We start from the raw sequence: 22,250 nt of genomic DNA, 5'->3' as shown, positions 1-22,250 counted from the left end.
TCGAAGGGTTGAACGTCCATGGCGAGGCACGGCAGACCCCGGATGCGCTACCGCCCGGACGACTTGCCCCCTGATCGAGTGCCCGCCGCCGCCGGGGCCTTGACGCCCCCCGCGGGACCGCCGGCCGGTTTCCCGCCCCCGGTCGGAGCCTCGAAAGACTCCAACGCTTCGAGCACGTCCTGGACACGGGAGATCTCCGCATTGATGTCCTCGCGTCTGCGCACCAGGACGTCCAGCTCGCGCTTGCCCTCGTCGACCGTCTGCTTCGCCTCCGCCTCGGCGTCGGCGCGCAGCTTCTCGGCCTCGCGGATCAGCCCGGCCTTCTTGGTCTCGGCCTCCTTCAGCAGCGACTCGGCCCGTTTCACCGCGGCGATACGGACCTTGCTCGCCTCCGAATTGGCCTCCGCCATCAGCTCCTTGGCCTTCGCCTCGGCCTCGTCGCGCTGCTCGGTCGCCGCCTTCATCAGGTTGTCGACGCGCTCGCCGGCGGTCTTCATCTGCTCGGACGTCTCCCGGCGGGCCCGCTCGTGCAGCTCCTCGATCTCGCTCTCCAGCCGGACCCGCAACTCCTCGGCCCGCTCCCGGATCTGGGTCGCGTCGCGCCGGGCGCCGACCAGCAGCTCGTCGGCGTCCGTACGGGCCCGCTCCACCAGGGTGTTGCCCTCGACGGTCGCCTCCGAGGTGATGCGCAGGGCCTCCGTGCGGGCCGCGCCGACCATCGTGTCGGACTGCCCCTCGGCCTCGGTGGCCGTACGCAGCGCCTCTTCCCGCGCCTTGTTGATGAGCTGGTCCGCCTGCTCGGCCGCGTCCGCCCGGCGTTTGGCCGCCGCCTCGCGCGCCTCGTCCAGCACCCGGTCCGCCTCCTGGCGGGCCTCCGAGCGCAGCTCCTCGGACGCCGACTCCGCGTCCGCGCGCAGCCGTGTCGCCTCCTCGAGGGTGCGGGCCGCGTGCTCCTGCGCGGAGCCGAGCCGCTCCGCCGCCTCGCCGCGCAGCCGCTCGGACTCGCCGGTCGCCTCGGCCAGCATCCGGTCCGCCCGCTCGGTGGACTCGGCACGGCGGCGGTTGGCCTCCGTGGTGGCCTCGACGACGAGCTGCTCCGAGGCCTGGGCCGCCTCGGTGCGGATGCGTTCGCTCTCGGTGGTCGACTCGCCGATCAGCAGGTCCGACTGGGCCGCCGCCTCCGAACGGATCCGGTTGGCGTCCTGACGGGCCTCGGCACGGGCCTTCGACGCGTCCTGCTCCGCCGATGTGAGGGCGTCGGACGCCTCCGTGCGCACCCGCTGGCTGTACTCCGAGGTGTCCGAGCGCAGCCGTTCGGACTCGGTGATCGCGTCGGAGACCGTACGTTCGGCCAGCGCCTTGGCGGCCTCGGTCTCCTCGTGGGCCTCCTGACGGAGCCGGGTCGCCTCCTCGTTCGCCTCGCGGCGCAGCCGGACCGCGTCCTCGGACGCACGCTCCCGCTCCGCGTGCGCGTCGGCGCGGACCCGGTCCGCCTCCTCCTGCGCCTCGCCCCGGGTGCGCTCCGCGACATGCTCCGCGGTCGACCGCAGCCCGGCGATCTCCTCCTCGGCCTGCCCGTGCAGCCCCGCGACGGAGTCCCGTACCTGCTGGGCGGTCTGCTCGGCGGTCGAGACCAGCTCGGTCGCCCGGGTGTCCGCCTCCTCGACCAGCCGGTGCGCCTCGGCCTGCGCGTCCTCGACCCGCTTGCGGGCGGTGGCGAGCAGTTCCTCGCTCTGCTCGCGGGCCCGCTCGCGCTCCTGCTCCGCCTCGGTCCGGGCCGCGCCGAGGATCTCCTCGGCCTCCCGGCGGCGGCGCGTGGCCTCCTCCTGGGCGGCGTCCAGCGCCTCGGCGGCCTCGGCGGCGACCCGCTCGGCGGCGGCTGCCGCCTCCGCGCGCACCCGGTCGGCGCTCTCCTGCGCCTCGGATTTGAGCCGCTCCGCCTCGGTGGCGGCCTCGCTCCGCAGCCGTACGGCGACGCTCTCGCCCTCGGCACGGGACTGGGCGGCGTCGGCGGCGGCCTCGTCGCGCAGCCGCTCGGCCTCCGTCCCGGCCTGCTCGGTCAGCACCCGCAGCCGCTCGGCGGCCTCCTGGCGCAGCCGCTCCGACTCCTCGTTCGTCTCGCGGCGGATCCGCTCGGCCTCGGCACGGGCCTCGCCCAGCGCCTCCTCGGCGGCGGCGAGCCGGGTCTCGGCCTCGGTGTGCAGCCGGGTCAACTCGTCGGCGGCCTCGGCCTGCCGGGCGGCGACGCCGCGCTCGGTCTCCTCGCGCAGCTCGGCCGCGGCCCGCTCGGCCGCCTCCGTGGCGGCCGCGGCCTGCTCCTCGGCCTCGGCCCGCAGGGTGTCGGCCTCGGTCCGGGTGCGCTCCAGCGTCTCCTCGGCCTGCTTGCGCAGGGTCGCGGCCCGCTCGGCGGCCTCGGTGCGGATGCGCTCGCTCTCGCCGTTCGCCTTGGTGCGCAGCTCGTCCGCGTCGGAGCGTGCCCTGGTCAGCAGCTCCTCGGCGGTGCGGGCGCCCTCCTCCAGCTGCTGGACCGCCTCGCGGCGGGCCTCGCCCCGGATCCGCTCGCCCTCGGCGACCGCCTCGGAGCGCAACTGCTCGGCCTCGCCGCGCAGCCGGCGGGCCTCCTCCTGGAGCTCGACCGTCTTGGCCCGGTACTCCTTGGTGTCGTCCTTGGCCGCGCCCTTGAGCTCGTCGGCCTGCTCGGCGGCCTCGCCGCGCAGCCGGTCCGCCTCGGTCTCCGCCTCGCGGCGGATCCGCTCGGCCTCCTCGCTCGCCGCCTTCGTCGTCGACCGGGCGTCCTCGGAGGCCTTGGTGAGCACCTCCTCGGCGCTGCGGGCCGCCTTCGCCAGCTGGGCGGCGGAGTCCTCGGCGGCGACCGTGCGGGCCTTCTCGCCCGCCTCGGCGACCAGCCGCTCCGCCTCGGCACGGGCGTCGACGAGAGCCTGCTCGGCCTCTTCCTTCAGCGCCTCGGTGCTCTTGGTGGCCTCGCCGACCAGCCGGGCGATCTCCGACTTGGCCGTACGGGTGCGCTGTTCGTTCTGCGACTCGGCGGCGGCCAGCTGCTTGGCGACGGCCTCCTTCGCCTCGGAGAGGACCTTCTCGGCCTCCAGGCGGGACTCGCGCAGCCGGGTCTCGGCCTCCGAGAGGCGCTGTTCGGCGGACCGGTTCAGCTCGGCGGTCTGCTGGCGGGCCTGGTCGGTCTCCGTGGTCGTGCTGGAGCGCAGCTGCTCCGCGTGGCTGGTGGCCTCCTGGGCCTGCGCGGAGGCGGCTCCCAGGAGGCGCTCGGCGTCCTTGCGGGCGCGCAGCAGGATCGCCTCGGCCTCGGCCCTGGCCGTCTCGGTCTCCGAGCCGGCCCGCTGGCGGGTCTCCTCGGCCAGCCGGGCGGACTCGTTGCGGGCGGCGGCCAGCGCCTGCTCGGCCTCCGCGCGCGACTCGTCCAGCAGCCGGCGGGCCTGCGACTCGGTGCGGGCGCGCAGTTGCTCGGCCCAGGCGACGTTCTCGTTGACGTGCGACTCGACGGTCTGGCGGCGCTCCGCCAGCTCCTGGTCGAGCCGCTGCCTGCGCTGGACGGCCTCGGTGTGCAACTCGGCCTGAAGGCGCGCCTGGTGCTCGGCGTGCTCCTGGAGGATCCGCTGCGTCTGGGCACGGGCATCGCGCAGCTCGCGCTCGGCGTCGCTGCGCATCTGCTCGGCCTGGACCTGCGCGTTCCGCAGCGCCTGCTCGGCCTGGTAGCCGATGTCCGCGCTGTCGTAGGCGGGACGGGTCGCGAGATTGCGCCGAGCCTCGTGCAGCTTGGCGCGCAAGACCTCGACCTGGTAACCGAGGTCCTCGGCGTGCTGGACGGCCTTCTCCCGGTCGGTCTTCAGCCGGTCCATCTCGGCTTCGAACCGCGAGAGATGGTCGTCTTCAGCTCGGTGGCTCTCCTGGCGTTCGTAGCCCCGCACTGCGCGGTCCCATCCTTCCCCGAGCTCTCAACTTCTTCCCCGAGCTCTCAACGTTGTTCGAGCCGGGGAGACCTCACTGAGCAGGGGAGACCCCAACCCTGGTCGAAACTCTCCACACGAGCAGGGCTCGCCGGAGCGTTGTCCCCCGGGGAATGGTGACAGACAAACGACGAGGACGCGGTACGGCCCCGACCCGGCCCCGGCCCGGAACCGCCCACTCTACCGGGCCGGGTATCGCGGGGTCAGTGCTCCGTCCGGCTCGTGACCAGTTCGGTGAGGACGCCGTGGCAGTCCTTGGGGTGCAGGAACGTGATCCGGGACCCCATCGAACCCGTCCTGGGCTCGTCGTACAGCACCCGGACGCCCTTCTCGCGGATGTCCGCGGCGTCCCCGTCCACATCTTCCGTGCCGAAGGCGATGTGGTGCACACCCTCCCCGTTCTTGGCCAGCCACTTGCCCACGGCCGAGTCCTCCCGGGTCGGCTCCAGCAGCTGAAGGTACGAAGCGCCGCCGTCCGAGGTCTCGTTGATCTTCAGCATGGCCTCCCGGACGCCCTGCTCCTCGTTGATCTCGGAGTGGAACACCTCGAACCCGTACGTGGCACGGTAGAACTCGACCGTCCTGTCCAGGTCGAAACAGGCGATCCCGATGTGGTCGATTCGCGTCAGCATGGATCCAGTGCAGCGCTACCGCCGTGGTTACGCAACGTGCGCGCCATCACACCGGCTGCCGGATGACGGGCGCGGTACCGCTCAGTACATTCAGGTAAACCCTCGTTCACATCCGATCCCAAGGGGCCGTGCCCATGCCAGCAACGACCGGTACCACCACCTCAGTGATCGTCGCGGGCGCCCGGACGCCCATGGGCCGCCTCCTCGGCTCCCTGAAGAGCTTCTCCGCCGCCGAGCTCGGCGGCTTCGCGATCAAGGCGGCCCTGGACCGGGCCGGCATCGGCGGCGACCAGGTCCAGTACGTGATCATGGGCCAGGTGCTCACGGCCGGCGCGGGCCAGATTCCCGCCCGGCAGGCCGCGATCAAGGCCGGCATCCCGATGAACATCCCCGCGCTCACCGTCAACAAGGTGTGTCTGTCCGGGCTCGACGCCATCGCCCTGGCCGACCAGCTCATCCGCGCCGGGGAGTTCGACGTGGTGGTCGCGGGCGGCCAGGAGTCGATGACCAACGCCCCGCATCTGCTGCCCAAGTCCCGCGAGGGCTACAAGTACGGCGCGATCGAGATGCTGGACTCGATGGCGTACGACGGTCTCACCGACGCCTACGAGAACATCCCGATGGGAGAGTCGACCGAGAAGCACAACGGCCGTCTCGGTCTCGACCGCGCCGCCCAGGACGAGATCGGCGCGCTGTCCCACCAGCGGGCCGCCGCCGCCCAGAAGAACGGTCTCTTCGAGGCCGAGATCACCCCGGTGGAGATCCCGCAGCGCAAGGGCGACCCGGTCCTGTTCGCCAAGGACGAGGGCATCCGCGCCGAGACGACCGTGGAGACCCTCGGCAAGCTGCGCCCCGCCTTCGCCAAGGACGGCACGATCACCGCGGGCACCTCCTCGCAGATCTCCGACGGCGCGGCCGCGGTCGTCGTGATGAGCAAGGCCAGGGCCGAGGAGCTGGGCCTCGACTGGATCGCCGAGATCGGCGCCCACGGAAACGTCGCGGGCCCCGACAACTCCCTCCAGTCGCAGCCGTCCAACGCCATCCGGCACGCCCTGAAGAAGGAGGGCCTGGCCGTCGGGGATCTCGACCTGATCGAGATCAACGAGGCGTTCGCCGCGGTCGCCGTCCAGTCCATGAAGGACCTGGGCGTCACCTCGGACCAGGTCAACGTCAACGGCGGCGCGATCGCGCTCGGCCACCCCATCGGGATGTCCGGCGCCCGGGTCGTCCTGCACCTGGCCCTGGAGCTGAAGCGGCGCGGCGGCGGCACCGGCGCGGCGGCCCTGTGCGGCGGCGGCGGTCAGGGCGACGCGTTGATCATCCGCGTCCCGGGCAAGTAGTACCCGTAACGGTCACGAGGGCAAGGGATACGGAGCGGTGAACGTGGACGTGGACGTCCCCACGCTGGTCGAACAGGCGCGAGCAGGCAGGCCGCGTGCGGTGGCCCGGCTGATCTCGCTGGTGGAGGGGGCGTCCCCGCAGCTGCGGGAGGTGATGGCCGCGCTGGCGCCGCTGGCGGGCCACGCCTACGTGGTCGGCCTCACGGGGTCGCCGGGCGTGGGCAAGTCCACCTCCACCTCGGCCCTCGTGTCGGCCTACCGCCGGGCGGGCAAGCGGGTCGGCGTGCTGGCCGTCGACCCGTCCTCGCCGTTCTCCGGCGGGGCGCTGCTCGGCGACCGGATCCGGATGGCGGACCACGTCTCCGACCCGGGCGTCTACATCCGCTCCATGGCGACCCGGGGCCATCTGGGCGGCCTCGCCTGGTCCGCGCCGCAGGCCATCCGGGTGCTGGACGCGGCGGGCTGCGACGTGGTCCTCGTCGAGACCGTCGGCGTCGGCCAGTCCGAGGTGGAGATCGCGTCCCAGGCCGACACCTCCGTCGTGCTGCTCGCCCCGGGCATGGGCGACGGCATCCAGGCGGCCAAGGCCGGGATCCTGGAGATCGGCGACGTCTACGTGGTCAACAAGGCCGACCGGGACGGCGCGGACGCCACGGCCCGCGAGCTGAACCACATGCTGAGCCTGGGGGAGTCCCGGGGCCCCGGCGACTGGCGCCCGCCGATCGTGAAGACGGTCGCCGCCCGGGGCCAGGGCACGGACGAGGTCGTCGAGGCCCTGGAGAAGCACCGGGCCTGGATGGAGGAGCACGGCGTCCTGGCCGAGCGCCGCACCGCCCGCGCGGCCCACGAGGTCGAGACGATCGCGGTCACCGCCCTCCGCGAGAGGATCGCGGACCTGCGCGGCGACCGCCGCCTGAACGCCCTGGCGGAGCGCATCGTGGCGGGGAGCCTGGACCCGTACGCGGCGGCGGACGAGCTGGTGGCGGGGCTGACGGGAAGCGCCTGAGGACCCGGTGAAGGCCTCCGGGAGCGATGTGCCGCTCCCGGAGGCCTTCGGCTGTCCGTACGCGCCGTCCGTCCGCGCTGCCGTACGCGCCGGGCTTCCGTCAGCCGTCGTCGCCGTCCCGGTCATCGCGGTCGTCCCGGTCGTCGCCGTGGTCGTCACGGTCGTCGTTCCGGTCGTCCGCGCGGTCGTCCCGGTCGTCGTCACCGTCGTCGTCGCGGTCCACGGTGACCTTGCCGGTCTTCGCGTCCACGCGCAGTTCGTGCTGCTTGCCGTCCTTGCCCACGATGTCGATGTCCCAGCGCAGGACGTCGCCCCGGCGGCCGTCGTCGTCATCGTCGTCGTCCAGGTCGATCGACGTGACGCTGCCCGGAGCCTTCTTCAGGGCCGCGTCCACCGCCGCGTTCAGGGTGACGGCGGAGGAGCGGGGCGCGTTGCGGTCGCGGTCGTCGTTGTCGTCGTCGCGGGTCTTGAGGACCTTGCCGTTCCCGGCGTCCACGCGCACGTCGTGCCAGCCCTTGTCGGAGCCGTACACGTCCAGCTCCCAGACCGCGCGGCCGTGGTCGTCGTCGTCATCGTCCAGCTCGGCCTCGGTGACCGTGCCCGGGACGCTCTTCAGGGCGGCGGCGACGGCCTGGTCGAGGGTGATCCGGGTGTTCTTCGCGCCGCCGTCCGTCCGGGGGGTCTCCGCGTCGGCGTAGGACCGGTCGTCGTCGCGGTCCGTGCCGGCCCGCTGCTGCGTCGACGTGCCGTCCCGGCGGTCGCCGTCGTCCGCGAAGGCGACGGTGGCGGCGGTGGTGCCGCCGATGAGAACGGCCGCGGTGATCGCTGCGATGGTGACGTTGCGCTTCATGAGGTTCCTCCCCGAGAGCTGCTGTGCTGTTCGACGTGACCCACACTGCCGGGGCGATGCTGAACGCAGCCTGAAGCCACCTGAAGCCTTCTTCAGGTGGAGTTTGCGAGGCTGTGCGCATGCGCCTGTTGATCGTGGAGGACGAGAAGCGCCTCGCGGTGTCCCTGGCCAGGGGACTCACCGCCGAGGGCTTCGCCGTGGATGTCGTGCACGACGGGCTGGAGGGGCTGCACCGGGCGAGCGAGGGCGGCTACGACCTGGTGATCCTCGACATCATGCTGCCCGGTATGAACGGCTACCGCGTCTGCTCGAACCTGCGCGCCGCCGGACACGAGGTGCCGATCCTCATGCTGACCGCCAAGGACGGTGAGTACGACGAGGCCGAGGGCCTGGACACCGGCGCCGACGACTATCTGACCAAGCCCTTCAGCTACGTCGTCCTCGTCGCCCGGGTCCGTGCCCTGCTGCGCCGTCGCGGCGGCGGCCGGGCCGCTCCGGTCCTGACCGTCGGGGGCCTGCGCATCGACACCGCCGCCCGCCGGGTCCACCGGGGCGAGGACGAATACGCGCTCACCGCGAAGGAGTTCGCCGTGCTGGAGCAGCTCGCCCTGCGCGCGGGCCAGGTCGTCAGCAAGGCGGAGATCCTGGAGCACGTCTGGGACTTCGCCTACGACGGTGACCCGAACATCGTCGAGGTCTACATCTCCACCCTGCGCCGCAAGCTCGGCGCGGCCGCCATCCGCACCGTGCGCGGCGCGGGCTACCGGCTGGAGGCGCGTTGAGGTCCGTACGGGCCAGGGCCGCCCTCGGGGCCACCCTGGTCGTCGCCGTCGCCCTGGTCGCGGCCGGCCTGGCCGTGCTCCTGGTCCTGCGGGCCAACCTGATCGACCAGGCGGACCTCCAGGCCGAGGTGGCGGCCCGTGAGGTGGCCGGACAGCTGGCCACGGACACCCCGTACGACGAACTGGAACTGGACGACGAGGAGGACCACCCGGTCCAGGTGACCGACGAGGAGGGCCGCGTGGTCATCGTCTCCCAGGACCTGCGGGCCGTCACCGGCACCGGCACGAGCGGCGTCACCCCGGTGCCCTCGGCCTCGGCGGGGGCCTCCCCGTCGCCCGGCGACGACGGGGACGACGACGCCGACGACTCCGACGACGGGGACGACGACAGCCGCCCCGGCCGCGGTCAGGTGTCCTCCGACGACCCGGACTTCTCCGACGGCACCGCCACCGTCGACCGCACCACCGCCGACTACCGCTTCGCCGCCGTCGAGGCGACCACCCCCGACGGGGTCACCCTCACCGTGTACGCGGGCGCGCCGCTCGCCGCCGAGCAGGAGGCGGTCGGCACGGTCCGCGGGGCGATGCTCACCGGGCTGCCGCTGCTCCTGGTGGTCGTCGCGGGGGTGACCTGGCTGGTGACCCGGCGGGCGCTGCGGCCGGTCGAGGGCATCCGCCGCGAGATGGCGGCGATCACCGCGTCGGAGGACCTGGCCCGCCGGGTGCCGGAGCCCGATTCGCGGGACGAGATCGCCCGGCTGGCCCGGACGACGAACGAGACGCTCACCGTCCTGGAGGCGTCCGTGGAGCGGCAGCGGCGGTTCGTCGCGGACGCCTCGCACGAGCTGCGCTCCCCGATCGCCTCGCTGCGCACCCAGCTGGAGGTGGCCGAGGCCCACCCGGAGCTGCTGGACCTTCCGGGCGCGGTCGCCGACACCGTACGACTCCAGGTGCTGGCGGCGGACCTGCTGCTGCTGGCCCGGCTGGACGCGGGGGAGAAGCCCGGGAACGCGACGGTGGAGCTGGGCGCGCTGGTCCGGGAGGAGGTGTCGCAGCGCACCGGGGACCGGATCGCGGTGGGCGTTCAGGTCCCGGAGGGCGGCGCGTTCGAGGTGAGCGGGTCGCGCGGGCAGCTGTCCCGGGTGATCGGCAACCTGCTGGACAACGCGCAGCGGCACGCCGGGGGGAGCGTCGCGGTGTCGGTGGCGGCCGACGGGCGCGGCGTACGGGTGGAGGTCCGGGACGACGGGGCCGGCGTTCCCGAGGACGAGCGGGAGCGGATCTTCGAACGGTTCGTCCGGCTCGACGACGCCCGTGGCCGGGACGACGGTGGCGCCGGTCTCGGCCTGGCCATCGCCCGGGACGTGGCCGCGCGGCACGGCGGGACGCTGACGGTGCACAGTGCGGCCGAGGGCGGTGCGGCCTTCCGGCTGTGGCTGCCCCGCCCGGCCTGATCGGGTCTCTCTTGCGGCGGCCTGGTCCGGACGACGGCCCTACAGCTTGCCGCGCTTGCCGCGCAGGTGTTCCGCGATCGGGGTCAGCGCCGCGTGCAGGTCGACGAGCGCCTCGGGGGACAGCAGGTCCATGAAGTGCTGCCGCACCGAGGCGACGTGGTGCGGGGCGACCTTGCGCATGATCTCGGCCCCGTGCTCGGTGAGGACCGCGAACAGTCCGCGCCGGTCCGACTCGCAGTGGGTGCGGCGGACCAGTCCGGCGGTCTCCATGCGGGTGATCTGGTGCGAGAGCCGGCTCTTGGACTGGAGGGTGGCTGCGGCGAGGTCGCTCATCCGCATCCGCTGTTCGTCCGATTCGGAGAGGTTGACCAGGATCTCGTAGTCGTTCATGGTCAGGCCGAACGGCTGGAGGTCCTTCTCCAGTTGGTGCATCAGCAGCCTGCTGACGTCCAGGTGGGTGCGCCAGGCGCACTGCTCCGTGTCGCTCAGCCAGCGGGTGGCCGTCTCGGTCTCCATATATGGATTCTACCTAAGAAGTTGAAAGCCGGACGAAATGGGGATGTGACGACCGGCACCCCCGACCCGCAGGAGTGCCGACAGGCCCGTCGGCAAGGACCGACGGCTGGGCGCAGACGTTCGACGTCACACTCCGCAGACTACCGCTCACAACCCGAAGCGACGCTGGAGGTCCCCCAGCTGGCCGGGCATGCGCGGTGCGGATCCGTGTTGACCCCCGCCGCCCGGAACACCCGGCTCGTCCCGCACCGCACCCACCGGTTGCTCCGCCATCAGCGCCTCGGACGACTGGAGCAGTACCGTACCCGCTCCGACGAACTCGAACTGGTGCTCCTCGCCCGACGTCCCGCCGATCCCCGTGAGCGACCGGATGCCGCCCAGCACGCCCGACATATAGCCGTGGTCGTAGTGGTGGCACGGGGAGGGGCAGTCGGCCCACCCCACCAGCGCCTGCGGGTCCACCCGGAGCGGCGGCTCCATGAACACCACCGGGCCGTTCGACGCGGCCACGAACTTCCCCGTCCCGATCAGCGTCACGAACCCCGGCACGATCGACTGCTTCAGTGCCATCGTCGGCTGGTACGCCAGCAGGTTGCCGGACCGGATGGTGAGGTTGCCGTCCTCCAGATCGAAGGAGTTCACATCGAACGCCCGGTCCGCCAGCAGCATCTTCCCGCTGCCCTCGGCCACCACCCAGTCGCTCGCGTGCAGCGGTGAGTGGAAGCTGGAGCGCACCAGCCGCTCGAACCGGCCGTGCCCGATGCCGTCGAACTGGATCTGCCCGTAATAGGCGATCATCTTGCCCTTCTGCAGGAACCACCGGCTCCCCTTGAGCTCCACGCAGAAGGTGTAGGAGTTGACGTTGTCGTCCGACGGCAGCGTCATCGGGTCGAAGACCACGGGCGTGCTCACAGCTTCTCCTCCGAGGCCTGGACGTACACCGCACCGCTGCCGCTCAGCTCCAGCTGGAACGCCTCGCCGGAGCCCCGCCCCACCATGTCCCGCCAGCCGACCGCGGTCGACAGCTTGTTCCGGACCTCGCCGTGGTGGGCGACGTAGGCCTGCGGGTCCACATGGACCTCCCGGCCCGGGGTGATCGGCAGCTCGATCACCCCGCCGTGCGCCATCACCGCGACCGCGCCGTGCCCCTTGAGGGTGGTGGTGAACAGGCCCTGGCCGGTCACCTGGCCGCGCACCATGCCCATCACCCCGCCCTGCGAGCCCATGAACATCGTGCCCTGCTGGAGCGTCCCGTCGAACGCGAGCAGCCGGTCGGCCTCCACGTACAGGGTGTCGCCCGCCAGATTGATCACCTGGATGTGGTGGCCGCCGTGGCCGAACAGCACTGTGCCCGCGCCCTCGACCGTCATCAGCGGCGTCGACTCGCCCGCCACCCGGCGGCCGAGCATCGACGCGACGCCGCCCTGGCCGCCCTGGATGTTCGGGGTGAAGGACACCTCGCCCCGGTAGGCCAGCATCGCGCCGCGCTGGCTGAACAGCTTCTGGCCCGGGGCCAGGGTGGCCTCGACCATCTTGGAGTTGATCTCCCGGAACGGCATCAGACATCGCCCCCGACGGTGTTGCGCTCGCTGGGCTGCACGTAGACCAGGCCGTCGCCCTCGAAGCGGATCTGGAACGCCTCGCCGGAGCCCTCGCCCATCAGCGTCCGGAAGTTCACCCCCGCCTGGAAGTTCTGCTGGAGCCGCCCCTGGTGGGCGATGTACGCGCCGGGGTCGACCGTCAGCGGATACTGCGGGGACACCCGCAGCAGCACCGCCGCGCCGTCCGACATGATCGCCGCCTGTCCGGTGCCCTCCACCGTGGTGGTGAACAGGCCGTTGCCGCTCGCTCCGCCGCGCAGCCCGGTGAACGTCGTCCCCGTGCGCAGCCCGGCATCGGTGGCCAGCAGATTGCTCGCCTCCACGTACAGCGTGTCGCCGTGCAGCGCGACCAGGTTGATCTCGCTCGCCCGGTCGGCGAAATAGCACGTGCCCTGCCCGGACACCTCCATCACCGTCATCTGCTCGCCGGTCAGCCGGCGGGTCACCATGCCGCGGAGCCCCTCACCGCCGCCGGACATCTTCTTGAAGGTCATCCGGCCGTCGTACGCGACCATCGAGCCGTTCTTCGCCTTGACGGCGTCGCCGGTCAGGTCGACGGCGAGCGTCTTGCTGCCTTGGAGTCGGAACATCGCCACGCGACGAAGGTAGCCCGCCGCCCCACGTCGCGGCCAGGGTCCGCTGAACCGTTATGCCCCGACGCTCCCCTGATGCGTACCCGGCTCGGCCCTGATATGCGGCGATACGCGCACCCGTGCGCGCGGCGGCCCCCGGCGGCCGGGGCCGACCGGCGCGATGCCACAATGGGGGCGGCTTGTGCCTGGGTTCACAAGCCGCCGCGACCCTCCCACCGAAGGTGCCCCTGTGGACATCAAGACCGCTTCCGCCCTGCACCGGCTGCGCCTCATCTCGATTCCCGAGGCGCTGTCCTTCCCCGCCCTGATCCTCTTCGGCTCGGTGCTCAGCCGCGTCTCGGACATCGACTTCCTGATGATGCCGCTCGGCATGATCCACGGCGTGCTCTTCGTGATCTACGCCGTGTTCCTGCTCGACGTCTGGACGAAGGCGAAGTGGCCGCTCAAGCGGGTCGCCCTCTTCTTCGTCCTGTCCCTGATCCCCTTCGGCGGCCTCTACGGCGACAAGCTCCTCAAGGGGTACGAGGCCGACGGCGTCATCGCCGCCCGCGCCCGCCGCGAGGGCACGGTCAGCGCATGATCGTCGCGTTCTCGGTCTCCCCGCTCGGTGTCGGCGAGGACGTCGGTGAGTACGTCGCCGACGCCGTGCGGGTCGTCCGCGCGTCCGGGCTGCCCAACCGCACCGACGCCATGTTCACCTCCATCGAGGGGGAGTGGGACGAGGTCATGGACGTCGTCAAGCGCGCCGTGGCCGCCGTCGAGGCCCGCGCCGGGCGCGTCTCCCTGGTGCTGAAGGCCGACATCCGGCCCGGTGTCACCGACGGTCTGACCTCCAAGGTCGACACCGTGGAGCGCCACCTCGCCCCCTGACGCACCGTCGCGCGGACCCCTCCGCGTTCACCCGATAAGCCCCCGGCGCCACACGGCCGGGGGCTTTTCCGGTCCCGGATCAAAAACCCCTCACTCGGACCTGCCAAGTCGACACGCCGTTAGCCGTCCCCTTCTGTGGGGATATCAACCCGTTCGACAGTGGGAGGCACGGTGCGGTCGGAGGGCTACGACTACGACACCTACAGCCGGCTCGCGGGTCCGCTCACCGAGCCGGATCCGACGGGGTACCGGGTGCGGTACAAGAGCCTGCTCTCGACGGAGAAGCACCGAATAAGGGCCGTCCTGCTGATGACCCTCGCCCCGGTGCTCACCGGCATCCTGCTGCTGTACCTGGTCTGGCCCACGCACTGGACCGAGCGTGAGAACGGGGAGCGCTGGCTGGTCGTCGCCGACAGCGTGATGCTGGCGTCGATCGCCCTGATCGAGCTCTTCATGCTGGTCAACGTGGTCTCCATCGCACACGCCACGCTCGTCGCGCGGGACCCCGTCCCGGTCACGCCCGAGCCCGGCACCAAGGTCGCCTTCCTGACCACGTACGTCCCCGGCAAGGAACCGCTCTCCATGGTCCGCGCCACCCTCAAGGGGGCCGTGCTCCTGGAGCACTCCGGCCCGCTGGACGTCTGGCTGCTCGACGAGGGCGACGACCCCGGGGCCCGGATGCTCTGCGCCGAACTGGGCGTCCACCACTTCACCCGGCGCGGGGTCCCCGAATGGAACCGCGACAAGGGCGTCCACAAGGCGAAGACGAAGCACGGCAACTACAACGCCTGGATCGCCCTGCACGGCGGCGACTACGACTTCTTCGCCTCCGTCGACACCGACCACGTGCCCATGCCCAACTTCCTGGAGCGGATGATGGGCTACTTCCGCGACCCGGACGTCGCCTTCGTCGTCGGACCGCAGGTGTACGGGAACTACGACTCGGCCGTCACCAAGGCCGCCGAGTCGCAGCAGTTCCTCTTCCACGCCCTGATCCAGCGCGCGGGCAACCGCTACGGCGCCCCGATGTTCGTCGGCACCAACAACGTCGTGCGCATCGCCGCGCTGCGACAGGTCGGCGGCCTGTACGACTCGATCACCGAGGACATGGCCACCGGCTTCGAGATCCACCGCCGCCGCAACCCGCGCACCGGGCACTACTGGCGCTCCGTCTACACCCCCGACGTGCTCGCGGTCGGCGAGGGGCCCGCCTCCTGGACGGACTTCTTCACCCAGCAGCTGCGCTGGTCCCGGGGGACGTACGAGACGCTGTTCAAGCAGTACGGCAAGGCGCTGTTCCGGGTGCCCCCCGGCCGGCTCCTCAGCTACACGCTGATGCTCGTCTACTACCCGATGACCGCCGTCAACTGGCTCCTCGGTGTGCTCAGTTGTGTGCTGTTCCTCTGGTTCGGCGCGTCCGGTACCCAGGTCGCCGCCTCCATCTGGCTGATGCTCTACAGCGATGCCGCCGCCCTCCAGATCGGGCTCTACCTCTGGAACCGCCGGCACAACGTCTCGCCGCACGAGCCCGAGGGCTCCGGCGGACTCGCCGGGATGGCCATGTCCGCGCTCTCCGCGCCGATCTACCTGAAGTCGCTGGGCTCGGCCGTGCTGCGCACCGACGGCCGGTTCGTCGTCACGCCCAAGGGCGGCCAGGCCTCCCCGGACCGGCTGCTCACCTTCCGTATCCACCTCTTCTGGGCGGCGGTCCTGCTGTCCTCGCTCGCCGCGTCCGTCTACCTCGACCACACCCACGTCGCGATGCGGACCTGGGCGACGCTGGGCCTGGCGATCTCCCTCTCCCCGGTCGCGGTGTGGGCCTGGACCGCTCGGCAGGACAGGCGCGCCGAGCGCGCGAGCGCCGCCCCGGTCCCGGCGCCCCCGCTGCCCGAACCGGTGTACGCCACCACCGCCACCACCCCCGCCCCGTCGGCGACCACCACCGCGACGGCCGGCACCACCGCCACCACCACCGCAGGAGGGAACTGAGCCATGGCCTACCGGCCCTCGAAGAAGATGAGGAAGACACTCCTGGGCGGCGGCGCGGTGGTGCTGCTCGCCGGGCTCAACGCACCCGCGGCCCTGTCCTTCGCCGAGGACAGGTACCACGCGTACAAGATCGACCAGCCGGCGTACAAGGCGGAGTACGGCTCCTGGGAGCGGGTGAACATCCCGAAGGAGTACCGGACCAACGCGATCCACGCGGCGCTCCTGCACACCGGGAAGGTGCTGATCGTCGCGGGCTCCGGCAACGACGAGAAGAACTTCGACGCGGGCACCTTCGACACCGTGCTGTGGGACCCGGCCGAGAACACCTTCCAGAAGATCCCCACCCCCGAGGACTTCTTCTGCGGCGGCCACGCCCAGCTCCCGGACGGACGCCTCCTGATCGCGGGCGGCACCGCCCGCTACGAGGTGCTCGACGACAAGGTGGATCGGGCCGGCGGCGGCATGCGGGTCAAGAACGAGAACCCGGACAAGCCGCTGACGCTCAAGAAGGGCACGGTCTTCCGCTCGCCCTCCGGGGCCGAGTACACCGCCAAGTTCGACGTCACCGTCCCCAAGGCCAAGCGCGAGTTCGAGGTCAAGTACTTCAAGAACGGCCAGATGAAGCCGTGGAAGACCAAGGTCACCGCCGCCGAGCAGCGGGTCTTCGTCGAGGCGGTGGAGGACGGCCCCCAGGCGGTGGCGACGGACGCCGCCCAGTACGAGATCGTCGGGCTGAAGGGCAAGGCCGCCGACAACTCCTACGGCCTCGCCGAGAAGATCACCATGGACAAGCAGGACTTCCAGGGGATCCGGGCCGCCTACGAGTTCGACCCGACGGCCGAGAAGTACATCAAGGTCGACCCGATGAAGGAGGCCCGCTGGTATCCGACGCTCGTCGGCCTGGAGGACGGCAAGGTGCTCGCCGTCTCCGGTCTCGACGACGTCGGCGCGATCCTCCCGGGCGACAACGAGATCTACGACCCGAAGACCAAGAAGTGGTCCAAGGGGCCCTTCCACTACTTCCCGACCTACCCCGCGCTCTTCCTCACCAAGGGCGGCAAGCTGTTCTACCCGGGCGCCAACGCCGGTTACGGTCCGGCGGACAAGGGGCGCGAGCCCGGGATCTGGGACATCAAGAAGAACACCTTCACCAAGGTCCCCGGGTTGAGCGACACCGACGAGCTGGAGACGGCGGCCTCGCTGTTGCTGCCGCCCGTGCAGGACCAGAAGGTGATGGTGCTGGGCGGCGGCGGGGTCGGCGAGTCCAAGAAGTCCACGGCCCGCACGGCGGTCATCGACCTCAAGCAGGACAGCCCGGCCTTCGAGCCGGGGCCCGACCTGCCGCAGGGCACGCGCTACCTCAACAGCGTGATCATGCCGGACGACACCGTCTTCACCAGCGGCGGTTCGGAGGACTACCGGGGCCGCGGCAACAGCAACATCCTCAAGGCGCAGTCCTACGACCCGAAGACCAACACCTTCAAGGAGGCGGCCGAGCCGACGGTGGGCCGCAACTACCACTCCGAGGCGCTGCTGCTGCCCGACGGCCGGGTCGCCACCTTCGGGTCCGACCCGCTCTACGGGGACAAGGACAACACCAAGCTCGGCAAGTTCGAGCAGCGCATGGAGGTCTACACCCCGCCCGCCCTGCACCGCGGCAAGGACAAGCGTCCGGTGATCGGGGACGGCCCCGAGGACACCGAGCGCGGCGCGACGGTGACCTACGGGAGCGCCGACGCGGACCGGGTCGCCACGGCCCGGCTGATGCGGCCGAGCTCCGTCACCCACACCACCGACGTGGAGCAGCGCTCCATCGAGCTGGGCCTCGAGAAGAGCGAAGGCAAGCTGAGCGTGACCGTGCCGGACGACCCCACGCTGGTGCCGTCCGGCTGGTACATGCTCTTCGTCACCGACACCGACGGCATCTCCTCCGAGGCGAAGTGGGTCAAGGTCGGCTGAGCGGCGGGGGCGTCCCGCCGGTGGCTCAGGAGGCGGCGCGCCGGGCGAGGCCGAGCGCGTACTCCGGCCACCAGTCGCCGGCCGGCGGGCCGCCCCGGCAGGTGCCGTCGGAGTCGCCGGGCCGCTTGATCCACAGATAGGCGTCGAGCCGCTCGTCGCCGGTGTCGGTGGTCGGCGGGGTGCCGAGCCCCCGGCCCGGCGGATTGCACCAGGCCTCCTCACGGCCCCCGGACAGGGGGCCGTTGGCGTTGCGGCTGGTGTCGATCACGAAGTGCGAGCCGCCGACGGCGTCGGAGAGCCGGTCGGCGTACGTCTTCACGCTCCCGTTCGACTGGAAGTTGGAGACGTTCAGCGAGAAGCCGTCGGCCCGGTCGATGCCGGCCTGCCGCAGCGGCTGCGCCATCTTGGACGGCTCGTCGATCCAGTCCGGGTTGCCCGCGTCCAGGTAGACCTTGGTGTTCGGCCGGGCCTTGAGCGTGTCCACCGCCTCCGAGAGGAGCTGGTAGCGCTCGGCGTGGTGCTCGGGCGGGGTGCAGCCGTCCGTGATGTGGGGGAGGGCGTCCGGTTCCAGGATCACGGTCGCGGGCGCGTTCCCGATGGCGTCGGAGAACTCCCCGATCCAGGACCGGTAGGCGTCCGCGTCCTTCGCGCCGCCCGCGGAGTAGAGCCCGCAGTCGCGGTGCGGGATGTTGTACGCCACGAGCAGGATGGTCTTCTTCGTGCGGGCGGCGGACTTCGCCGCGGCCCGGATCCCCGGCGCCGGGTCGTCCCACGCGGGCCAGTCGGCCACCGGCCGGCCGGAGATCCGCCGCAGGATCTTGGCTTCCGTCTCGCGCCCCTGCTTCTCCCAGGTGCGCACCTGCCGGGCGGCGTCGCTGTTGGGGTCGACCCAGTACGGCGAGGCCGCGCTCGGGGCGGGTTCCCCCCGGACGAGTTCGTTCTGCTCCTCGCCGCCCCGCGCGGGGTCCGACGAGGAGCAGCCCGCCGTGAGGGCGGCCGCCAGGAGGGCTGCCGACAGGGCGGGGACGGCGCGGGGAAGGGCGCGGGGCGCTGTGCGCGGGACGGCACGGGCGAAGGCGCGGGGGACGATTCTGCGGCCGGACATCCAGACCCCTCGGACGGCGGTGGCTCACGGACACGGGAAACGTGGGCAATCGTGACATATCGGTCACCGAGAGTGGCGGTGCGACACTGTCGGTGACCCGGGCGCCCTGATGTCCCGACGCCCTCAGTCCGAGGCGGCCAGCGCGATTCCCAGCGGCGTGCGCTCGTACAGCACTTGATGTCCGTAGCGCCGCGAGACCAGCAGCCCCGCCCCGCGCAGCACGGACAGATGGGCCGACACCGACGAGGGGGCGAGGCCCAGCCGGTGCGCCAGGGCGCTGGTCCCGGCCGGTTCGTCCAGCGCGCACAGCACGTCGGCCCGGACCCGCCCCAGCAGCCGGCCGAGCGCCTCGGGCGTCCGGTCACCGGCCCGGGACCAGAGCCCGCCGATGCCGCGCGCCGGATAGATCAGACCGGGCTGCCACGGCTCCTCGTGGCCGCCCACCACCTCCGGCCAGACGAAGACGCTCGGCATCAGCACCAGCCCCTGACCGCCCAGCACCCGCTGGTGGTCGCCCCGGGTCCCGGCCAGGGTGAGCGTCGAGCCGTTCCAGCTCAGCCGCGGACTCACCTCGCCCAGCAGCTGTTCCAGGCCGCTGTCCGCGAGCCGCCGGGAGTGGTGGGCGATGTCCGCCTCCAGCAGGGCCCGCAGCCGGGGCCAGTACGGCTCGATCAGCGCCTGCCAGGTCCGCTCCAGCAGATCGGCGAGCTCGAGCACGGCCCGTGCCGGATCGGCCAGCAGCCGCCGCCCGGTCGCCGACTCGCGCCCGCCCGGCCGGTCCGCCAGCGCCAGCGCCATGTCCGCCCGCGCCACCTCGGGATCGACCGCCCTGACCGCCGCGATCTCCTCCTCGAACGTGGCGAGCGGACCGATCGGGGGCGGGCAGATGAAGTCCGGGTTGTGGCCGTTGTCCGGCATCAGCAGCCACAGCGGCTCCAGGTCCAGGCCCGCGGCCGCCTCCCGGATCAGCCGGAGCCAGGGCAGGTGGTAGCCGTGGCGGTAGGGGCGGGACAGGGTGCGCACGGCCTCCTGGGTCTCGAAGAGCGGTGACAGGGCGAACCGGCAGCGCAGCAGATCGCTCTCGCCGAAGTGCAACTGGAACGGCACGCCTCCGTCACCTCCAGGACCGTGGACATTCGCCTCGGGCCGAAAGTCTACGGAGGAGCCGCGACCGGCCCCAGGCTCGTCCCATGCCGAACGACAGCCCTGCCCCGGCGGGCACACCCCGCACCCCGCCCGCCTCCGCGGCGCAGGTCCCGGCTCCGCCCCCGGAGCGTGCCGCCCACCGTGACCCGAGCCCCGGGCCCACGCTCCGGGAGCCCGACGTCGCGATGCCCGCTGGGGCGATGCCCACCGCCCCGATGCCCGCCGCCGGGCCCGGCTACGGCGCGGTGTTCGCCGTCACCGAGTTCCGGGCCGTCTTCGCCGCGCACCTGCTCTCGCTGCTCGGCGTCGTGGTCAGCGAACTCGCGCTCACCGTGCTCGTCTACGACCTCACCGGCTCCCCGCTGCTCAGCGCGCTGACCTTCGCGCTCGGACTGCTCCCGTACATCGTGGGCGGCACCCTGTTCGCCGGGGTCGCCGACCGCTATCCGGCCCGCCGGGTCCTGGTCGTCTGCGACCTGCTCTGCGCGGCCTGCGTCGCCGTGATGCTGGTGCCCGCCACCCCGGTCGCCGGACTCCTCGCCCTGCGCTGTCTGGTCGCCGCGATCGCGCCCGTCTTCACCGGGACCCGGATGGCGGCCCTCACCGACATCCTCGGCGAGGGCGACCTCTACGTACTGGGCCGCTCGCTGCTGCGGATCGTCTCGCAGAGCGCGATGCTCATCGGGTTCGGCGCCGGCGGCGTGCTGCTCACCGTGCTGTCCCCGCGCGGCGCGATCACCGTCACCGTGGTGACCTTCCTCTGCTCGGCCGCCCTGCTCCGCTTCGGCACCCGTGACCGCCCCGCCCGCGCCGCCACCGGTGACGGCGGCGGGACCCTTCTCAAGGAGTCGCTCGCCGGGGCCCGGCTGGTGCTGGGCGACCGCCGCATCCGGGGGCTGCTGCTGCTGTTCTGGCTGCCCGCGATGTTCGTCGTGGCCCCGGAGGCGCTCGCCGCCCCGTACGCCGACGCGATCGGGGCCCCGCCCGCCGCGCTCGGGCTGCTGCTCTGCGCGATGGCCGTCGGGCACATCGGGGCCGAACTGTTCGTGGGGTCCGCGCTCAGCCCCCGTACCCGCTCCCGGATCGTCCTGCCGGTCGCCGCCGTCGGCCTGCTGCCGCTGCTCGTGTACGCGGTCCGCCCCGGGCTGCCGCTCGCCCTGGCCGCCCTCGCGCTGGCCGGCGCGGGCGCCGCGTATGTGATCGGGCTCGACCAGTGGTTCGTCGACGCCGTTCCCCAGGAGCTGCGCGGCCGGGCCATGACGCTGCTCACCGCCGGGCTCATGACCGTCCAGGGCCTCGGGATGGCGCTGGCGGGGCTCGCGGCCGAGTTCTTCCCGGTGCACCGGGTGGTCGCCGGATCGGGAGTCATCGGGACCGTCTGCACGCTCCTGCTCGTCGCCGAGGTCCGCAGGACAGCCCCCGGACGGATGTCCGATACCGAAGGCCGAGACGGGGCTGACCGGCATGTGGCCAATCGGTAAGGTCGACGACGTGCCGAAGCCGCTCAGCCTTCCCTTCGATCCCATCGCCCGCGCCGACGAGCTCTGGCAGCAGCGCTGGGGACCCGTGCCCTCGATGGGGGCGATCACCTCGATCATGCGGGCCCAGCAGATCCTCCTCTCCGAGGTCGACGCCGTCGTCAAGCCGTACGGACTGACCTTCGCCCGGTACGAGGCGCTGGTGCTGCTCACCTTCTCCAAGGCCGGTGAGCTGCCGATGTCCAAGATCGGGGAGCGGTTGATGGTGCATCCCACCTCGGTCACCAACACCGTGGACCGGCTGGTGAAGTCCGGTCTGGTCGGCAAGCGGCCGAACCCCAACGACGGCCGCGGAACGCTCGCCTCCATCACCGACAAGGGGCGCGAGGTCGTCGAGGCGGCCACCCGGGACCTGGTCGCCGTCGACTTCGGACTCGGCGTGTACGACTCCGAGGAGTGCGCCGAGATCTTCGCCATGCTGCGGCCGCTGCGGGTGGCGGCCCAGGACTTCGACGAGGGGTGAGGCCGGCCCCGGTGAGGCCGGGGCCGCGCGAAGATCGCCCCGGACTGCCCGTTACGCTCGTAGCCATGAAACAGAACGTGCTCACCCGCTACCGGGTGATGGCCTACGTCACCGCGGTCTGGCTGCTCGTCTTCACCGCGGCGATCATCGCGAAGTACGGGTTCGAGACCGGCGACACCATGCTGATCTCCCAGATCCACGGCGTGCTGTTCATCGTCTACGTCGTCTTTGCCTTCGATCTCGGCTCCAAGGCGAAGTGGCCCTTCGGCAAGCTCCTGTGGGTGCTGGCCGCGGGCTGCATCCCCTTCGCCTCGTTCTTCGTCGAGCCGAAGGTCAGCCGCGAGGCCCGCGCCCTGGTCACCGCCCCCGTGCCGGCGCCCGCGAAGGCCTGAGCCGACCGCCCCGCGCGAAAGCGCCGGGCGGTTT

20 protein-coding genes are annotated in these 22,250 nt (G+C 72.0%); 11 read left to right on the top strand and 9 right to left on the bottom strand.

Annotated features, from left to right (window positions below; all coding sequences use genetic code 11):
• Positions 1 to 47: 47 nt before the first annotated feature.
• Positions 48 to 3,941: a polarized growth protein Scy gene (gene scy, locus ACH4UK_RS08730; RefSeq protein WP_398355314.1), complete on the bottom strand. Its 3,894-nt coding sequence runs from the start codon at positions 3,939 to 3,941 to the stop codon at positions 48 to 50.
• Positions 3,942 to 4,183: 242 nt separating this feature from the next.
• Complete coding sequence (mce, locus tag ACH4UK_RS08725) at positions 4,184 to 4,612, bottom strand: methylmalonyl-CoA epimerase (RefSeq protein WP_398355313.1); 429 nt, start codon at positions 4,610 to 4,612, stop codon at positions 4,184 to 4,186.
• A gap of 134 nt (positions 4,613 to 4,746) precedes the next feature.
• Here mce and ACH4UK_RS08720 point away from each other — a divergent pair, with 134 nt between their 5' ends.
• Together ACH4UK_RS08720 and meaB are read left to right on the top strand one after the other, a co-directional pair.
• Complete coding sequence (locus ACH4UK_RS08720) at positions 4,747 to 5,952, top strand: acetyl-CoA C-acetyltransferase (protein ID WP_398355312.1); 1,206 nt, start codon at positions 4,747 to 4,749, stop codon at positions 5,950 to 5,952.
• A gap of 37 nt (positions 5,953 to 5,989) precedes the next feature.
• Positions 5,990 to 6,958: a methylmalonyl Co-A mutase-associated GTPase MeaB gene (gene meaB, locus ACH4UK_RS08715; protein ID WP_398355311.1), complete on the top strand. Its 969-nt coding sequence runs from the start codon at positions 5,990 to 5,992 to the stop codon at positions 6,956 to 6,958.
• A 100-nt stretch (positions 6,959 to 7,058) separates the two neighbouring features.
• On the opposite strand, the gene ACH4UK_RS08710 is transcribed toward meaB, so the two are convergent.
• Entirely contained in the window at positions 7,059 to 7,808 is a 750-nt protein-coding gene (locus tag ACH4UK_RS08710; RefSeq protein WP_398355310.1) for a PepSY domain-containing protein, read from the bottom strand.
• 119 nt (positions 7,809 to 7,927) lie between these two features.
• On the opposite strand from ACH4UK_RS08710, the gene ACH4UK_RS08705 reads away from it, so the two are divergent.
• On the top strand, positions 7,928 to 8,590 hold the full coding sequence (locus ACH4UK_RS08705) for a response regulator transcription factor (RefSeq protein WP_398355309.1): 663 nt from the start codon (positions 7,928 to 7,930) through the stop codon (positions 8,588 to 8,590).
• The gene (locus tag ACH4UK_RS08700; protein WP_398355308.1) at positions 8,587 to 10,044 is read left to right on the top strand and encodes an ATP-binding protein; all 1,458 of its coding nucleotides are present in this window, start codon (positions 8,587 to 8,589) and stop codon (positions 10,042 to 10,044) included. The genes ACH4UK_RS08705 and ACH4UK_RS08700 overlap by 4 nt, the downstream gene beginning before the upstream one ends.
• Positions 10,045 to 10,083: 39 nt before the next feature.
• Here ACH4UK_RS08700 and ACH4UK_RS08695 read toward each other — a convergent pair whose 3' ends face one another.
• The 4 genes from ACH4UK_RS08695 to ACH4UK_RS08680 all read right to left on the bottom strand — a co-directional run bounded on the left by ACH4UK_RS08695 (position 10,084) and on the right by ACH4UK_RS08680 (position 12,751).
• Positions 10,084 to 10,560 carry a MarR family winged helix-turn-helix transcriptional regulator gene (locus tag ACH4UK_RS08695; protein ID WP_398355307.1) on the bottom strand — a complete coding sequence of 159 codons (477 nt, stop codon included), beginning with the start codon at positions 10,558 to 10,560 and terminating at the stop codon, positions 10,084 to 10,086.
• A 147-nt stretch (positions 10,561 to 10,707) separates the two neighbouring features.
• Positions 10,708 to 11,472, bottom strand: coding sequence for an AIM24 family protein (locus ACH4UK_RS08690; RefSeq protein ID WP_398355306.1), 765 nt, complete (start codon positions 11,470 to 11,472; stop codon positions 10,708 to 10,710).
• Positions 11,469 to 12,119, bottom strand: coding sequence for an AIM24 family protein (locus ACH4UK_RS08685; RefSeq protein ID WP_398355305.1), 651 nt, complete (start codon positions 12,117 to 12,119; stop codon positions 11,469 to 11,471). The genes ACH4UK_RS08690 and ACH4UK_RS08685 overlap by 4 nt, the downstream gene beginning before the upstream one ends.
• Positions 12,119 to 12,751: an AIM24 family protein gene (locus ACH4UK_RS08680; protein WP_398355709.1), complete on the bottom strand. Its 633-nt coding sequence runs from the start codon at positions 12,749 to 12,751 to the stop codon at positions 12,119 to 12,121. The genes ACH4UK_RS08685 and ACH4UK_RS08680 overlap by 1 nt, the downstream gene beginning before the upstream one ends.
• 232 nt (positions 12,752 to 12,983) lie before the next feature.
• Between ACH4UK_RS08680 and ACH4UK_RS08675 the strand changes: the two genes are divergently transcribed.
• The 4 genes from ACH4UK_RS08675 (at position 12,984) to ACH4UK_RS08660 (ending at position 17,572) form a co-directional block, all read left to right on the top strand.
• Positions 12,984 to 13,334 carry a DUF3817 domain-containing protein gene (locus tag ACH4UK_RS08675; RefSeq protein WP_398355304.1) on the top strand — a complete coding sequence of 117 codons (351 nt, stop codon included), beginning with the start codon at positions 12,984 to 12,986 and terminating at the stop codon, positions 13,332 to 13,334.
• On the top strand, positions 13,331 to 13,624 hold the full coding sequence (locus tag ACH4UK_RS08670) for an MTH1187 family thiamine-binding protein (RefSeq protein WP_398355303.1): 294 nt from the start codon (positions 13,331 to 13,333) through the stop codon (positions 13,622 to 13,624). The genes ACH4UK_RS08675 and ACH4UK_RS08670 overlap by 4 nt, the downstream gene beginning before the upstream one ends.
• Before the next feature lie 171 nt (positions 13,625 to 13,795).
• Positions 13,796 to 15,613, top strand: coding sequence for a glycosyltransferase family 2 protein (locus tag ACH4UK_RS08665; RefSeq protein ID WP_398355302.1), 1,818 nt, complete (start codon positions 13,796 to 13,798; stop codon positions 15,611 to 15,613).
• A gap of 3 nt (positions 15,614 to 15,616) precedes the next feature.
• On the top strand, positions 15,617 to 17,572 hold the full coding sequence (locus ACH4UK_RS08660) for a galactose oxidase-like domain-containing protein (protein ID WP_398355301.1): 1,956 nt from the start codon (positions 15,617 to 15,619) through the stop codon (positions 17,570 to 17,572).
• 25 nt (positions 17,573 to 17,597) lie between these two features.
• Here the strand turns inward: ACH4UK_RS08660 and ACH4UK_RS08655 are convergent, their stop codons facing one another.
• Both ACH4UK_RS08655 and ACH4UK_RS08650 read right to left on the bottom strand, forming a co-directional pair.
• The gene (locus ACH4UK_RS08655; protein ID WP_398355300.1) at positions 17,598 to 18,677 is read right to left on the bottom strand and encodes a glycoside hydrolase family 6 protein; all 1,080 of its coding nucleotides are present in this window, start codon (positions 18,675 to 18,677) and stop codon (positions 17,598 to 17,600) included.
• Between the two features lie 123 nt (positions 18,678 to 18,800).
• Positions 18,801 to 19,784 (bottom strand): DUF5937 family protein, encoded by a 984-nt coding sequence (locus tag ACH4UK_RS08650; RefSeq protein ID WP_398355299.1) that lies wholly within the window; start codon positions 19,782 to 19,784, stop codon positions 18,801 to 18,803.
• Between the two features lie 83 nt (positions 19,785 to 19,867).
• Here ACH4UK_RS08650 and ACH4UK_RS08645 point away from each other — a divergent pair, with 83 nt between their 5' ends.
• The 3 genes from ACH4UK_RS08645 to ACH4UK_RS08635 all read left to right on the top strand — a co-directional run bounded on the left by ACH4UK_RS08645 (position 19,868) and on the right by ACH4UK_RS08635 (position 22,216).
• Entirely contained in the window at positions 19,868 to 21,304 is a 1,437-nt protein-coding gene (locus ACH4UK_RS08645; RefSeq protein WP_398355298.1) for an MFS transporter, read from the top strand.
• Positions 21,305 to 21,314: 10 nt separating this feature from the next.
• The gene (locus tag ACH4UK_RS08640) at positions 21,315 to 21,824 is read left to right on the top strand and encodes a MarR family winged helix-turn-helix transcriptional regulator (RefSeq protein ID WP_398355297.1); all 510 of its coding nucleotides are present in this window, start codon (positions 21,315 to 21,317) and stop codon (positions 21,822 to 21,824) included.
• Between the two features lie 65 nt (positions 21,825 to 21,889).
• Complete coding sequence (locus ACH4UK_RS08635; protein WP_398355296.1) at positions 21,890 to 22,216, top strand: DUF3817 domain-containing protein; 327 nt, start codon at positions 21,890 to 21,892, stop codon at positions 22,214 to 22,216.
• The last annotated feature ends 34 nt before the right edge of the window (positions 22,217 to 22,250 follow it).

Source organism: Streptomyces sp. NPDC020884 (assembly GCF_044333935.1).
Classification (GTDB): domain Bacteria; phylum Actinomycetota; class Actinomycetes; order Streptomycetales; family Streptomycetaceae; genus Streptomyces.
This window is presented reverse-complemented; position numbering and strand designations above follow the sequence as displayed.

Excerpts from the sequence above, each read along its gene's own strand:
- ACH4UK_RS08685 (WP_398355305.1), bottom strand. The coding sequence starts at position 12,119 with ATGCCGTTCCGGGAGATCAACTCCAAGATGGTCGAGGCCACCCTGGCC.
- ACH4UK_RS08645 (WP_398355298.1), top strand. The coding sequence starts at position 19,868 with ATGCCGAACGACAGCCCTGCCCCGGCGGGCACACCCCGCACCCCGCCC.
- ACH4UK_RS08680 (WP_398355709.1), bottom strand. The coding sequence starts at position 12,751 with ATGTTCCGACTCCAAGGCAGCAAGACGCTCGCCGTCGACCTGACCGGC.
- ACH4UK_RS08720 (WP_398355312.1), top strand. The coding sequence starts at position 4,747 with ATGCCAGCAACGACCGGTACCACCACCTCAGTGATCGTCGCGGGCGCC.
- ACH4UK_RS08655 (WP_398355300.1), bottom strand. The coding sequence starts at position 18,677 with ATGTCCGGCCGCAGAATCGTCCCCCGCGCCTTCGCCCGTGCCGTCCCG.
- ACH4UK_RS08695 (WP_398355307.1), bottom strand. The coding sequence starts at position 10,560 with ATGGAGACCGAGACGGCCACCCGCTGGCTGAGCGACACGGAGCAGTGC.
- ACH4UK_RS08705 (WP_398355309.1), top strand. The coding sequence starts at position 7,928 with ATGCGCCTGTTGATCGTGGAGGACGAGAAGCGCCTCGCGGTGTCCCTG.
- ACH4UK_RS08710 (WP_398355310.1), bottom strand. The coding sequence starts at position 7,808 with ATGAAGCGCAACGTCACCATCGCAGCGATCACCGCGGCCGTTCTCATC.
- ACH4UK_RS08670 (WP_398355303.1), top strand. The coding sequence starts at position 13,331 with ATGATCGTCGCGTTCTCGGTCTCCCCGCTCGGTGTCGGCGAGGACGTC.
- ACH4UK_RS08635 (WP_398355296.1), top strand. The coding sequence starts at position 21,890 with ATGAAACAGAACGTGCTCACCCGCTACCGGGTGATGGCCTACGTCACC.
- ACH4UK_RS08660 (WP_398355301.1), top strand. The coding sequence starts at position 15,617 with ATGGCCTACCGGCCCTCGAAGAAGATGAGGAAGACACTCCTGGGCGGC.
- mce (WP_398355313.1), bottom strand. The coding sequence starts at position 4,612 with ATGCTGACGCGAATCGACCACATCGGGATCGCCTGTTTCGACCTGGAC.